The sequence below is a fragment of the Cupriavidus sp. GW822-FHT03E04 genome (genome assembly GCF_058801495.1).
Genome location: NZ_JBXANI010000015.1, coordinates 90,843 through 104,060 on the forward strand (window position 1 = coordinate 90,843; position 13,218 = coordinate 104,060).

Consider the following 13,218-nt stretch of genomic DNA (forward strand, 5'->3'; position numbering starts at 1 on the left):
GAGTGCGCGGCTTGTTACGCTATGCAACAATTACGTCTTTAGCCGCTCCCGTGCCGCTACGCCGCTAGCCGGTTGACGCATTGGGCGCCGGTGGCCGTGCCGGCTGCCTAGTTGTTCCTCAGGAAGTTTCGATGACCCGCTCCACCCGCGCCCCACAATCCGGGCGCTTTCCGCTTTGGCTCCTGGTATGCGCTTCGCTTACCGCGCTGGCGCCGCTTTCCATTGACATGTACCTGCCGAGTTTCCCGGCGCTGGCCGGGGATCTCGGGGTCGATATCGGCCGCGTGCAGCTCACGTTGGGGACGTTCCTGGTCGGGTTGGCGGTGGGGCAGGCATTCTATGGCCCGATCAGCGACCGCTTTGGCCGCAAGCCGCCGCTGTATGTCGGCCTGCTGGCCTACGCGCTGGCCGCGGCCGGGTGCGCGCTCGCGAGTGACGTCGATGCGCTGATGCTGTGGCGTTTCCTGCAGGCCCTGGGTGGCTGCGCGGGCATGGTGATGGCGCGCGCCGTCATTCGCGACCGGCTGGAGGCCCATGAATCCGCGCGCGCCTTCTCCTCGCTGATGCTGGTGATGGGCCTGGCGCCGATCCTGGCGCCCATCATCGGGGGCGCCGTGCTGGCGGCATTCGGCTGGCGCGCCATCTTCTGGTTGTTGTGCGGTGCGAGCCTGCTGATCCTGTGGGTGGTCCACCGCTACATGGAGGAATCGCTCGACCACGCCAGCGCCATGCCGTTGCGCCTGGGCCGCGTGCTCTCGAACTACGGCGAGCTGCTGCGAGACCGGGGTTTTGTCGGCTATTCGCTGTCGGCCGGCTGCGCGCAGGCGGGCATGTTTGCATACATTGCGGGGTCGCCGTTCGTGCTGATCGAGTTGCATGGCATCGATCCCTCCCATTACGGCTTCGTGTTCGGCGCCAACGCATTGGGCCTGATCGGCATGTCGCAGCTCAACGCGCGCCTGGTGCGCAACCGCACGCTGGACCACGTCCTGCGCGGCGCGCTGCTTGCGCCGTGCCTGGCCGGCCTTGTCCTGGCCGCGGCCGTGCTCGCCGGCCTGGCGCCGCTGCCGGTGCTGCTGACGGGCTTCTTTGTGTTCATCGCCAGCCTCGGCTGCATCCTGCCGAACGCCTCGGCACTGGCCATGGACCAGCAGGGCCATCGTGCCGGCACCGCTTCCGCATTGATGGGAACGCTGCAATTCTCCCTGGGTACCCTGGCCGGCGCTGCCGTCAGCTTCTGGCGGGACGGCAGCGCGTTGCCGCTGGCGGTGGTCATGGGCGTTTGCGGTACCGGCGCCGTGCTGATGCGGGCCTTCGGCCGTTCAGGCGCGACAGTGCACGGCGCCGAATGATCCGGGCTCCGATGCCGCTGCGATAGCGGGGCGGCCTGGCTCAGCGTGGCCGCGCCATCCCATCGATACACGGTTAAGCGGCCGCGCCGTTTTGCAGCACCACCAGTTGGGCTGGCATTGGCGCGGCGAAGCCGGCCTCGCCAAAGCTCTCGCGGATCACGCGGTTGCTGTCGAAATACACCTGCCAGTAATGGTCGGTATGGCAGTACGGACGTACCGCAAGCACCGGGCCTACCAGGGTGAACTCGATAATCTCGACGTCGGGCGGCGGCTCGGCCAGAACGTTGGGCAGCGCGGCCAGCCGCTCCCTTAGCAGGGTGGCGGCCGCCGCCACGTCCGTGCTGCCGGCTAGCTGGGCCTTGAGCTCGACCCGGCGGTACGGGTTGGCGCTGAAGTTCTGGATTGTGTCCGCAAAGATCTTATTGTTGCCGACCACGGTGAGGACATTGTCGGGCGTGTCCAGCGTGGTGGCAAACAGGCCGATCTCCCTGACGGTGCCGGTGATCCCGCCTACCGTGACGAAATCCCCAACCTTGAAGGGCCGCAGCACCACCAGGAAGGCGCCTGCCGCGAAGTTGGACATCAACCCCGACCACGCCATGCCGATGGCGATGCCGGCCGCCGCGATCAGTGCGGCAAAGCTGGTGGTCTGGATGCCGAAGTAACCCAGGATCCCGATGATCAGCACGATATTCAGGGTCACCGTGACGATGGAACCGACATAGCGCAGCAAGGTCGGGTCGACCTTTTGCTTGGTCAGGGACCCCTGCACCATGCGCACCACGACATGGATCAGCCACCGGCCAATCACCCAGAAGACGAGGGCGGCGAGAACCTTGAACCCGACTTCCGTCGCATAGGCGACGACGACATCCTGATACTTCTGCAGCGTTGTAGCATCCATCGCGTTTCTCCCTTGCTGGCTCGGCAGGTATACAGGCAACGAATATCAAGCAGCGGATGCCCGGGGCGCATCGGCGGCGGGGCGCGAAGGTGGGCAACGCATTATTGCTACGCGGCGAGCGGAAGTTCAAGCACAAAATGGCCGCAAAGGGCGCAGGGCGCCACTCGCGGGCATGGGTCGCAGGTGAGGGGGCGTGGCGCAAGGGCGCAATTCCCTTTGCACCGTGCCTTACCAGTTGGTTTCGCGCTCCGGCGTGGCGGAGATGCGATGCAGTGACAGGTCCGCGCCGTTGTATTCCGATTCAGCGTCCAGCCGGATGCCCACGACCTTCTTGAGCGTGCCGTAAACCACGGTGCCACCCACCAGGGCGATCGCGATGCCAAGGAGGGTGCCGAGGCACTGCGCGCCGAGCGAAACACCGCCAATGCCACCGAGCGCCTGGCTGCCAAAGATGCCGGCGGCAATGCCGCCCCATGCGCCGCACAGCCCGTGCAGCGGCCAGACGCCCAGCACATCATCGATATGCCACTTGTTCTGGGCCAGCGTGAACAGGTAGACGAACAGCGCGCCGGCGATGGCACCCGTGACCAGCGCGCCCAGCGGGTGCATCAGGTCGGATCCGGCGCAGACCGCCACCAGCCCGGCCAGCGGGCCGTTGTAGGCAAAGCCGGGGTCGTTGCGGCCGGCCGCCCAGGCGGCCAGCGTGCCGCCGGCCATGGCCATCAGGGAGTTGATGGCCACCAGCCCGCTGATCTTGTCGACGGTTTGCGCGCTCATGACATTGAAACCGAACCAGCCTACCGCCAGTACCCATGCGCCCAGCGCCAGGAACGGGATGTTCGAGGGCGGGTGCGCGCTGATGCGGCCGTCTTTCTGGTAGCGGCCGCGGCGCGCGCCCAGCAACAAGATGGCGGGAAGCGCGATCCAGCCGCCCATGGCGTGGACCACGACGGAGCCGGCGAAGTCGTGGAACGGCGCTCCCGCGACCGAGGCGATCCAGTCCTGCACGCCAAAGCGGTTATTCCAGACGATGCCCTCGAAGAAGGGGTAGACCAGGCCCACCAGCACGAAGGTGGCCACCAGTTGCGGATTGAAGCGCGAGCGCTCGGCAATGCCGCCAGAAATGATCGCCGGTATGGCGGCGGCAAACGTTGCCAGGAAAAAGAATTTCACCAGCTCATAGCCGCTTCTTTCCGCCAGTGCATGGGCGCTGGTGAAGAACTCGACCCCATAGGCCACGGTGTAGCCAATAAAGAAATAGGCGATCGTGGAAACCGCAAAATCCACCAATATCTTGACCAGTGCGTTGACCTGGTTCTTCTTGCGCACCGTGCCCAGCTCCAGGAACGCAAAGCCCGCGTGCATGGCGAGCACCATGATCGCCCCTAGCAAGATGAACAGGGCATCGGTGCCGCTCTTCCATTTGTCCATACAATCCTCTATGCGCAAAATGGGAGCACACGTACGCAAAAAGCGTACCAGTCTGGGGCATCGCAGGCCGGGATCTGCACCGTGTTGGTGGGATTTGCACCGATTTGTCGCGCTCGAAGGGGGCGGCGCACGGATTGAGAAGTCATAACCTGCAGCCGAATAGCATGCGCCGGGTAGGCCAGGCACATGGAGGCTGCGCCAAAATGAGGCAATGCCCCCATTTGGGGCTCACGCTCACGGATTTCATGCACCATGATGGACCGTGGAGGCGCATCCATCCAAATCCATTGGCATACCGCCGACCAAGCCATCTGGGCGGTTTTTGACGGCAGCAAGGCGCACACAGCGCAGGTCTGACCTCGTCAAGCGACGCCTGTCATCGTGTACCGGCGTTCGAATGACCATTACTCTCACCGGCCGCATTTGAAAGCACGGAAAAGGAGGGTAAATTCCCCGCAAAGGCGCTTGACTCAAGGATTTGCGGCTTTTTTCGTTGCATTGGTGCCACTGGGGATTGCCCAATGCGTAAAGCGCGGATTAGACTGCGCCGATCGGTAATTTGCCGCGTGGCAGACACTCCGATCAAGACGACCAACAAGGGAAATCAGCCATGAATAAAGGTGAACTGGTATCTGCCATCGCCGCTGACGCGGAACTGAGCAATGCTGCAGCAGAGCGCGCGCTGAATGCCGCTCTGGACAACATTAAGAAGGCGGTTGCCAAGGGTGATTCGGTAACGCTGGTGGGCTTCGGCAGCTTCAGCTCCGGCAAGCGCGCCGCACGTACCGGACGCAATCCGCGTACTGGCGAGACCATCAAGATTCCGGCCGCCAAGACGGTCAAGTTCTCTGCCGGCCAAGGGTTCAAGGACGCTGTGAACAAGAAGAAATAAGTAGTCCGCGCCCAGGCGCAAACAGGAAGGCGGCCCGTTGGGCCGCTTTTTTATTGGTGCCGGGGTGCTTTTTGACGTTCTCGGGGGCAGGGCAGGGCGATCGTTCCGGGTTAAACTGCCGATCGTCGGCGCCAGCCTTTCGACCTGCACCGCGGGTCGGCCCGGCCGCTTCCAGATTCCGGATTTTCATCATGAATGACCTGTCCCACCAGCTTTCCATGACCGTGCTGATGACGCCGGACATGGCCAATTTCTCCGGCAATGTGCACGGCGGCACCATCCTCAAGTACCTCGACATGGTGGCCTACGCCTGTGCCAGCCGCTATGCCGGGCGCTACGTGGTCACGCTGTCGGTCGACCAGGTCGTGTTTCGCCAGCCCATCCACGTGGGTGAGCTGGTGACGTTCCTGGCGGCAGTCAATTTCACCGGCCGCAGCTCCATGGAAATCGGCATCAAGGTGATCACGGAGAATATCCGCAGCAAGCTGGTTCGCCATACCAACAGCTGCTACTTCACCATGGTCGCTGTGGACGACAACGGTGCGCCCGCCGAAGTGCCGCCGCTGGTGCCCCGCGACGAAGTCGAGCGCCAGCGCTTTGCCGCAGCCCAGCTGCGCCGCCAGTTGCGCCAGGAAATGGAAAAACGGCACGATGAAATCACCGGCACGGTGTCCTGAGGTGGGGGGCACGGCCATGCCATCCGGGCGTTTCCATCGCGTTTCCCGTGGGCCGCGGTGGCCCCTGACCGGCCTTCTGGCGGCGCTTGCGCTGCTGGCGCCGGCTGCGCATGCCGAGGAGATCGGCAGCGTGAGCACCAATTTCCGCATGACCGGCTCCGACAAAGTCGTGATCGAAGCCTATGACGATCCGCAGGTCGAAGGCGTGACCTGCTACGTGTCGCGTGCCCGCACCGGAGGCATCAAGGGCTCGCTGGGCATGGCCGAAGACCCGCCGGAAAGCTCCATCGCCTGCCGCCAGGTAGGGCCGATCACGTTCAAGGGGCCGCTGCGCCAGCAGGACAATGTGTTCTCCGAGCGCATGTCGATCCTGTTCAAGACTCTGCACGTGGTGCGCACGGTCGACCGCAAGCGCAACACCCTGGTCTATCTGACCTACTCGGACCGCATCGTGTCCGGCAGCCCGCAGAATAGTGTGACCGCCGTGCCGGTGGCGGCGGCCACGCCGATTCCGGTCAAGTAGGCATCCGTTTCCTGATCCACGATCCACGATCCACGATCCATTCAACAATCCAGTCCGGAGAAGACAGCATGAATGAGCAAGGCAAGGTTGCGCTGGTAACGGGCGCGGCCCGCGGCATCGGCAAGGCGGTGGCACAGGCGCTGCTAGTGGCAGGCTATCGGGTGGTGTTTGCCGGGCGTACCGCCGAGCCGCTCGAGGCGCTGGCCGCGCAAGCCAAGGCCGAGGGCCATACGGCGCTGGCGGTGCAATGCGACGTCAGCGATCCGGATTCGGTGGAGCGGCTCTTCGCCCAGGTTCGCGAGCATTTCGGCCGGCTCGACGTGCTGTTCAACAACGCCGGCATCAATGCGCCGGCGGTGTCCATCGATGAACTCTCCGTGGCGCAATGGAAGGCCGTGCTGGACACCAACCTGACCGGCGCGTTCCTGTGCTCGCGCGCGGCCTTCGCGCTGATGAAGTCGCAGAGCCCGCGCGGCGGCCGCATCATCAACAACGGCTCGATCTCGGCGCACGCGCCGCGGCCCAACACGGTGCCATACACGGCCACCAAGCACGCCATTACCGGGCTGACCAAGAGCCTCTCGCTGGATGGCCGCGCCTTTGACATCGCCTGCGGGCAGATCGATATCGGCAACGCCGCCACCGATATGGCTTCGCGCATGGCGCGCGGCGTGCCGCAGGCCAACGGCGAGATCGCGCCGGAGCCGCTGATGGACGTGGCGCATGTGGCCAGCTCGGTGGTGCACATGGCCAACCTGCCGCTGGGTGCCAATGTGCAGTTCATGACCGTGATGGCCACCAAGATGCCCTTCGTCGGGCGTGGCTGAACCTGGCGCAAGCGTCTGGCCGGCATCGCGCCGGCCAGGCGTCTCCCGCTATTTGATCGCCAGTGCCTCGCTTTCAGCGCGGCAGTCGCCGGCCGGCCGCAGCCCGTTGGCACGGGCTTGCGCAACCTCCGCTTTGGCTGCCGCAAGATCTGCGAGGAAGGTAGGGTCTGCATGCAGCCGCGCCACGGTAGCTGCGCCCATGATGCGGCCCTGCGTCGCATCGCTTTGCCAATGCACATTGCAGACCAGCCGGCTTTGCCCATAGGCCAGCCCGCGCGCCAGGATCACATTGGACTGTTGCGGCGCGATTTCCGCCAGGATCAACGCCCACGCCCAGCCAATGGCGTTATGCCCCGAAGGGTAGGAGCCGTCCTTGGAAAGCATGGCTTCCTCGGCGGGCGTGCAACTCGGCTGCTGGTTGACCACGAACGGCCGGGCGCGCGTATATTTGTCCTTCACGCCGTACGTCGATAGTCCCGCATCGGCCAGGGTCCGGCGCAGCAGCAGGTAGAGCCGGGGGGTTTGCTCCTGCGATATCGGCGCATCCAGCGCACACGAGAAAATCCCCTCGGCCTGCGGGAATTTCAGGTTGGCATCGACTGCTGCCTGGCGGTAGCGTGCCGTGCCTCGCAGGGCCTGGTTGCCGCGCGCGATCTCGTCGTCCAGGGCTTGCGCCGCGGAGCCGGGTGCGGGCGGCGGTGGCACCAGGGCGAGGCTATCGGGCCGTGCGTCCGCCGGCAGGTAGCCGGCGAGAATGCCAGGCCGTATCTCCGGCACCGGCGCAGCGGCGCTGCCCTGGCCCTGGCCGGCACAGCCCGCGAGGAGCAAGGCAGTGCCCAGCATGGACAAGCCCGCGAGCCGGTTGCCGGAGGGCAGGAAAGGTCTGGTGAATGAATTTGCTTGCATCTGCATCCGCATCTGTTATCTGTTATCTGTTGGTTGTTCCCGTAATCGCCGTCGGACCGGCGTGGTAACGGCAAGCAAGCGGCCGTGCTCGCGTTCACTGCCGCCTGGGTGATCCTGATCTTGTCCAGCGCCCGGGTTCAGGCTTCGAACATCTTGCGCAGTGTCGACTTCAGGATCTTGCCGTTGGCATTGCGCGGCAGCATGTCGGGGCAGAACACGATCCGCACCGGCACCTTGAAGGCCGCCAGCCGCTCGCCCACGAACGCCTGCAACTCCGCCTCGGTGGCTTGCGCGCCGGGCTTCAGGCTGACCACGGCCGCGGGCTCTTCGCCCAGCGTGCGGTGGGGAATGCCGACCAGTGCCGCATCCATGATGGCCGGGTGATCGTACAGCACGCTTTCCACCTCGATGCTGTAGATGTTCTCGCCGCCGCGGATCAGCATGTCCTTCATGCGGTCGACAATATAGACAAAGCCCTCCTCGTCCAGCCGCGCGATGTCGCCGGTCTTGAGCCAGCCGTCGATGAATGTTTGCGCGGTGGCTTCCGGCTTGTTCCAGTAGCCGCGCACCACATTGGCGCCGCGCACCATGAGCTCGCCGGTCTCGCCGGTGGGCAAGCTGTGTCCGCGCCCGTCCACCACCTTCATCTCGCCGATGGGCAAGGCCGGGCCGCCGCTTTCGGGACGCTCCACATACTCCTCTGCACTGTGGCTGGTGAAGGTGGCCGAGGTCTCGGTCATGCCCCAGCCAATGCCGGGGGCCGAATGCGGGAACACTTCCTTGATGCGGCGCACCAGCTCGGCCGAAGCGGGGGCGCCACCGTAGTTGACGTTTTCCAGCGACGACAGGTCGAAGCGCTCGCGCTCCGGGTGCTCGATGATCTGCCAGGCGATGGTGGGCACGCCGCCGGCAGCCGTGCAACGCTCGCGCTCGATCAGGCCCATGGCACGCACGGCGTCCCAGCGCCGCATCAACACGATCTTGGTGCCGCTGGCCAGCGCGCCGTTGAGCACCGCCATGCAACCGGTAACGTGGAAGAACGGCACCGACAGCAGCATGCCTTTTTGCGGCGCGGCCGGATCGGGCGCGGGGATCGCCTCGCCGCGGCGCAGGCAATTGCGCATTGGGCTGAACGCGGCGGCCACGGCCACATTGGTGGCGTTGCGGTGGGTGCCGAGCGCGCCCTTGGGCTTGCCGGTGGTGCCTGATGTATAGAAAATGGTGGCGTCGTCGTCGGCGTCGATGGCGACATCGGGTACCGGCAGTTCCGGCAGCGATGCCCATTGGTCCGGCGTGCCGATCAGGCTCTCCAGCTGGCTGATGCGCGCGTCGCTGGCTGGCGCATCGGCGCGGCTGACGTAGATTTTTTCCAGCGCGGGGCAGCCTGGCAGGTGCTCAATGATGCGGCCCAGCCGTTCATCGTCAACGATGGCGATCTTGCTGCCGGAGTCGGCCAGGCCGTACTCCAGTTCCGCCCCGGTCCACCAGGCGTTGAGCGGCGTGACAATGGCGCCTGTCAGCAAGGCGCCGTAGAAGACGGCCGGCCATTCCGGCAGGTTGCGCATGGCCAGCGCCACGCGGTCGCCCTTGGTCACGCCATCTCGGATCAGCGCATGCGCGATGGTGAGCGCGGCGCGGGCGAACGCATCGTACGAGACACGTTCGTCCTCATAGACGACAAAGGTTTTGTCGCCCAATGTGCGGGCTTGCAGGAACAGGTCGCGCAGCGTGGGTGGCGCGTTTTTCCAGACGATGGTGGTAATGCCCCGGATCACGCGCGTTTCGGTTTCGAAAGGGGCGCCGGGCGCGGTAAGGCGGGCGTGGGCCTCGGCCAGGCTGATTGCCGGCCAGGTCGTAGCGGATTGCGGGTTGTTCGACATCGGTGCCTCCCTGACTGCATGGCAGGATGGGCAACGCTCTGGCATGCCGGCGCGCAAGCTTGCCCGCGTGCCGCGCCTGCCCGGAAATGCGGGCGGCAATGCACGCGGGCACGAAGTGCCCCGGCTCAGGCCTCAGGCATCGGGCTTTGCGCCCTGGCCCTGGAGCGAGCCCGGAACGGGAACAGCAGGTGCGCGGCGGCTCAGATCGTGACGCCGCCGTCCACCACCATGGCCTGGCCGGTCATGAAGGTGCTGGCCGAGGAGGCCAGGAACACCGCGGCGCCGGCAATCTCCACCGGCTCGCCGATGCGGCGCAGGGGCGCGCCTTGCGTCGACAGCTTGTAGCGCTCCGGATCCTCCCAGAGCGCCTTGGCGAAATCGGTGCGGATCAGGCCAGGGGCGATGCAGTTCACGCGCACGTTGCTCGGGCCGAACTCCACCGCAAGGTTGCGCGCCAGCTGGAAGTCGGCTGCCTTCGACACGTTGTACACGCCGATGGTGGGCGAGCCGCGCAGGCCGCCGATGGACGACACGATGATGATCGAACCGTCCTTGCGCTCAAGCATCTGCGGGGCCACCATCTGGATCAGCCAGTGGTTGGAGATGACGTTGTTGTCCAGCACCTTGCGGAACTGTTCGTCGGTCACGCCGCTCATCGGGCCGTAATAGGGGTTGGACGCCGCGTTGCAAACCAGTACGTCGATCTTGCCGAACGTGCCGTTGGTCTGGTCGACCAGGCGCTGCAGGTCTTCCTTGGAGGAGATATTTGCGGGCACGGCAATCGCGGTGCCGGCGCCATGCTTGGCATTGATGGCATCGACGACTTCCTGGCAGGCCTCGGCCTTGCGCGAGGAAATCACCACTTTGGCTCCTTGCACCGCCATCTGCTCAGCGATGGCGCGGCCGATGCCGCGTGATGAGCCGGTGACGACGGCAACCTTGCCGGTCAGGTCGAACAATGACATGCGTGTCTCCTGGTGTCCTGGTCCTCGCGGGGCGGGACCAGATGATCTTTAAAAGGCGCTGGTGAATCTGCATCTTGGCAGCACGGCCCGGCGTGTTCTGCACAGCGGTTCATGCAGGGGCTTGTCAGTACCATAGTGCTACCGGCCGGTACATTATGGTTGGGAGGCATGGCTCAGTCCACAAGCAAATCGGCAGCCGGCCCGGCTTATCAGAGAATTTTCTGTGGGCAATGCATTCGGTGCATGACGTCGGCAAGACGGCGGCATGATGTCCGCACCCACAAACGGCGAACAGGTCATAACAGGCTGCAACAGGCCACAAAGGACGAGGAAAGCGTTTCATGCTTTGGCAAATCAAGGATACCGAGGTCTACCTGCTGGGGGCGATCCACGTGCTGGATGCGCCGTTGCCTGCACTGGTGCCGGCCGCGGAGCGCGCCTACCGCGCTTCGGCGCGGGTGGTCTTCGAGGTGGCGCTGGACCAGGCGCCTGACTTCGCGCCGGCGTATTTCCCGCAAGGCGATAGTCTGAGCCGCCATCTGCAGCCGGCCACGCTTGCGCAGGTGCGGGCGCTTTGGCTGGATTTCGGGTTGCCCGGCCCGGAACTGGAGCGGCTGCGCCCCGTGTTCGCCGCGATGCATCTGCAGTTCGCGGTGGCCGCCAGGCACGGCATCCTGGCACAGCATGGTGTCGATCGGTTCTTGTGGGCGCGCGCCGCTGTCGATGGACGGGCAACGGATGCGCTGGAGGATGGCACCGAGGCGCTGCGGATGTTGCAGTGCGTGCCGCTGGCCGAGCAGGTATCGATGCTGGCATTCTTTGCCGAGCAGCCGGAACTGGCCGCTGCGGAGCCGGCGGATATGGTGCGCTGGTGGCGGCAAGGCCAGGCCGGGCCGTTTGGCGCGCTGCTAGCGCGGCGCCGCGCACAATGGCCGGACACGCTGGCGGTCCTGGTCGACGCACGCAACCAGCAGTGGATGCCGAAAATCCAGGCGCTGGTCGCGGATCGCGTGCCAACCCTGATCGTGGCCGGTGCCCTGCACATGGTGGGCGACGCGGGGCTGCCGGCGCTGCTTGGGGCCGCCGGGCTCGAACTGCTGCCCGAACCCTGGTAAAGCGCACGCCTATCTGTTGCTGCGCGCCTTGATCAGCACGGGCAATAGCTGGGCCAATTGCGCCTCGCTGGCAAGGTCCAGCGCCAGCCCGAAGCGATCCCTCAGCGCTTGGACAATGGCAGCCGGCGCGTCCAGTTGCTGGCGCTGCACGCTGCCATCGGGCGCGCGCACGGCAAAGTCGCCGTTGATCAGCGTCAGCCGGGTGTCGCCTTGCGAGCGCGCCAGGGTCAGGGCGTTGCGGAACAGGCTGTCGGGGTGGGTGGAGGTGTACCAGTTGCGTGGCTCGAAATCGATGGCCTGCTGCGGCGAAAGATCGAACTGGTAGAGCTTGAACCATGCGCTTGCGGTCCTGACCTCCAGATCGTACACGTGAAAGGCCGCACCTGTCGTCTCCACGCAGGACAGGCGGTATGGGAACGACGGATCGGCTTGCTCCGCCTGCGGCAGCGCCATGGCGCGATACGGGGTAGGGCCGCCAAAGCCCACGTCCACGATATAGCTGTGATGCGCGGCCTCCACGCGCAGCAGCATGTGCGATTGCATGGCGGGCACGTCTTCCGGCACGTTCCAGCGCACCCGCGCAGCCAGCGGCGTGACCACGTAGCCAAGCGCACGCAGCGCGGCGGCAAGCAAGGTGTTTTGCTCGAAGCAGTAGCCGCCGCGCGCGTTGGTGACCAGCTTGTCGAACACCGCGTCCAGGCCGATCTTGATCGGGCGCTGCAGCAACACGTCGACGTTTTCAAAGGGAATCCGCGCCAGTTGTGCCGCGATCAGGCTGTCGAGCGTGGCGAGGTCCCGCTGGCTCGGCAGCGCGTGGCCGATGCGGCTGAGATAGGCTTGCAGGCGGGTGTCGTCTAGATAGGTCATGGCGATGGATGTTCGGTTTGCGCTGCCAGCGTAGGCTGAAGGGATCGGGCAGGGCGGCACTGTCAGGTCAGCGCCAGCAAGGCCGGCAGGTCGATCAACTCGATGTCGGCATAGTGCAGCCGCAACAGCCCGCGCGCTTCGAGCTCGCGCAGGGCCTGGTTGACGGTCTGGCGCGACAGCCCGAGCATCTGCCCGAGTTGTTCCTGCGGGATATGCACGGAGCGGCGCTCCAGCCCGGGCATGTCGCCATAGGCCTGGGCAATGGCGACCAGCCGGCGGCCGGTGCGCGCCAGCGGCGGCAGCAACTGCGCCTCTTCCACATAATGAAGGGCCTCGCGCGTCTTGGCGGCGAGCAGCTTGCCGAACTCGCGCCACCATTCGGGATGCGCCGACAGCATCGCGTAGAGCTTGTCGCGCTGCAGGTGCATCACGGTGGCCGCGCTGGTGGCATGGGCGTCGTGCGTGCGCGCCAGCCCGTCGAACAGGCAAATCTCGCCAAACCAGCTGCCCGGCCCCAGCAGGCCGATCAAGGCGGCCTTGCCGGACTCGCTGTGGCTGTCGATCTGCACCGTGCCGGCAGTCACGCCGTAGATGCCGTCAAAGGCGTTGCCGCGGGTAAACAGCATCTGGCCGGCCGCCAGCTTGCGCGTGGCCGCGTCCCGCAGCAGGGTGTCTTGCATGGTCGACGGCAAGGCGCCAAACCAGCTCCCGCCGCGCAAGGCGCGCAGCGGATCCAGGGCCGGCTCGTGCTGGCCACGGGTTGCCAGGCGCATGATGGTCTCCTTGATCGATGCTCTTGCCGACTGTCAAAAACCGGACAGACGGGCTTTTTGATGCCTATTAATATACGGCCACAACGCGTAGCCACAGTACGCGGCT

General features: G+C 65.4%; 13 protein-coding genes. 6 read left to right on the plus strand and 7 right to left on the minus strand.

All coding sequences use genetic code 11. The features are described from left to right. Nucleotides 1–131: 131 nt before the first annotated feature. On the plus strand, nucleotides 132–1,352 hold the full coding sequence (locus tag AC1RQC_RS22565) for a Bcr/CflA family multidrug efflux MFS transporter (protein ID WP_492370830.1): 1,221 nt from the start codon (nucleotides 132–134) through the stop codon (nucleotides 1,350–1,352). 73 nt (nucleotides 1,353–1,425) lie between these two features. Here the strand turns inward: AC1RQC_RS22565 and AC1RQC_RS22570 are convergent, their stop codons facing one another. Together AC1RQC_RS22570 and AC1RQC_RS22575 are read right to left on the minus strand one after the other, a co-directional pair. After that, a complete protein-coding gene (locus tag AC1RQC_RS22570; protein ID WP_492807313.1) occupies nucleotides 1,426–2,256 on the minus strand; it encodes a mechanosensitive ion channel family protein in 831 nt (276 codons plus the stop codon). A gap of 228 nt (nucleotides 2,257–2,484) precedes the next feature. Beyond that, nucleotides 2,485–3,687, minus strand: coding sequence for an ammonium transporter (locus AC1RQC_RS22575; RefSeq protein ID WP_492370828.1), 1,203 nt, complete (start codon nucleotides 3,685–3,687; stop codon nucleotides 2,485–2,487). Between the two features lie 610 nt (nucleotides 3,688–4,297). Between AC1RQC_RS22575 and AC1RQC_RS22580 the strand changes: the two genes are divergently transcribed. The 4 genes from AC1RQC_RS22580 (at nucleotide 4,298) to AC1RQC_RS22595 (ending at nucleotide 6,606) form a co-directional block, all read left to right on the plus strand. Then, nucleotides 4,298–4,579: an HU family DNA-binding protein gene (locus tag AC1RQC_RS22580; protein WP_017226623.1), complete on the plus strand. Its 282-nt coding sequence runs from the start codon at nucleotides 4,298–4,300 to the stop codon at nucleotides 4,577–4,579. Nucleotides 4,580–4,770: 191 nt separating this feature from the next. Further along, the gene (locus AC1RQC_RS22585) at nucleotides 4,771–5,256 is read left to right on the plus strand and encodes an acyl-CoA thioesterase (RefSeq protein ID WP_043355051.1); all 486 of its coding nucleotides are present in this window, start codon (nucleotides 4,771–4,773) and stop codon (nucleotides 5,254–5,256) included. Nucleotides 5,257–5,272: 16 nt separating this feature from the next. After that, nucleotides 5,273–5,779: a CreA family protein gene (locus AC1RQC_RS22590; protein ID WP_492370959.1), complete on the plus strand. Its 507-nt coding sequence runs from the start codon at nucleotides 5,273–5,275 to the stop codon at nucleotides 5,777–5,779. Between the two features lie 68 nt (nucleotides 5,780–5,847). After that, nucleotides 5,848–6,606 carry an SDR family oxidoreductase gene (locus AC1RQC_RS22595; RefSeq protein WP_492370827.1) on the plus strand — a complete coding sequence of 253 codons (759 nt, stop codon included), beginning with the start codon at nucleotides 5,848–5,850 and terminating at the stop codon, nucleotides 6,604–6,606. Between the two features lie 48 nt (nucleotides 6,607–6,654). Here the strand turns inward: AC1RQC_RS22595 and AC1RQC_RS22600 are convergent, their stop codons facing one another. The 3 genes from AC1RQC_RS22600 to AC1RQC_RS22610 all read right to left on the minus strand — a co-directional run bounded on the left by AC1RQC_RS22600 (nucleotide 6,655) and on the right by AC1RQC_RS22610 (nucleotide 10,357). Further along, the gene (locus tag AC1RQC_RS22600) at nucleotides 6,655–7,512 is read right to left on the minus strand and encodes an acid phosphatase (RefSeq protein ID WP_492370826.1); all 858 of its coding nucleotides are present in this window, start codon (nucleotides 7,510–7,512) and stop codon (nucleotides 6,655–6,657) included. 137 nt (nucleotides 7,513–7,649) lie between these two features. Beyond that, a complete protein-coding gene (locus AC1RQC_RS22605; protein ID WP_492884703.1) occupies nucleotides 7,650–9,392 on the minus strand; it encodes a class I adenylate-forming enzyme family protein in 1,743 nt (580 codons plus the stop codon). 200 nt (nucleotides 9,393–9,592) lie between these two features. Continuing rightward, nucleotides 9,593–10,357, minus strand: coding sequence for an SDR family oxidoreductase (locus tag AC1RQC_RS22610; RefSeq protein ID WP_492370824.1), 765 nt, complete (start codon nucleotides 10,355–10,357; stop codon nucleotides 9,593–9,595). Between the two features lie 341 nt (nucleotides 10,358–10,698). Here AC1RQC_RS22610 and AC1RQC_RS22615 point away from each other — a divergent pair, with 341 nt between their 5' ends. Next, entirely contained in the window at nucleotides 10,699–11,472 is a 774-nt protein-coding gene (locus AC1RQC_RS22615; protein ID WP_492370823.1) for a TraB/GumN family protein, read from the plus strand. A 9-nt stretch (nucleotides 11,473–11,481) separates the two neighbouring features. Here AC1RQC_RS22615 and AC1RQC_RS22620 read toward each other — a convergent pair whose 3' ends face one another. After that, nucleotides 11,482–12,339: an arylamine N-acetyltransferase family protein gene (locus tag AC1RQC_RS22620; RefSeq protein WP_492370822.1), complete on the minus strand. Its 858-nt coding sequence runs from the start codon at nucleotides 12,337–12,339 to the stop codon at nucleotides 11,482–11,484. A gap of 62 nt (nucleotides 12,340–12,401) precedes the next feature. Continuing rightward, nucleotides 12,402–13,112: a Crp/Fnr family transcriptional regulator gene (locus tag AC1RQC_RS22625; RefSeq protein ID WP_492370821.1), complete on the minus strand. Its 711-nt coding sequence runs from the start codon at nucleotides 13,110–13,112 to the stop codon at nucleotides 12,402–12,404. Nucleotides 13,113–13,218 lie beyond the last annotated feature (106 nt).